1 pseudogene is annotated in these 229 nt (G+C 72.1%); it reads left to right on the top strand.

Annotated elements, in window-relative coordinates:
• Position 1: 1 nt before the first annotated feature.
• Positions 2-229, top strand: a pseudogene (locus AC0IWM_RS24015) (glutamate--cysteine ligase); the annotation flags it as partial.

Genomic DNA, 229 nt, shown 5'->3' with positions numbered 1-229 from the left:
CCTGGCGCGCGACCCGTCCGACCCGACGCCCCTGACCACGCGGGACGAGCTCATCGCCTGGTTCGCGGAGGGCGAGAAGCCGCGTGCGCGCGTCGCCATCGGGACCGAGCACGAGAAGGTGCCGTTCTACCGCGATGGCAACCGGCCGGTCCCGTCCGAGGGCCCGAACGGAATTCGAGCCCTCCTCGAGGGGCTCGGCCGTGAGACGGGATGGGAGGCGATCGAGGAT

Source organism: Methylobacterium sp. AC433 (genome assembly GCF_979253015.1).
This window is presented reverse-complemented; position numbering and strand designations above follow the sequence as displayed.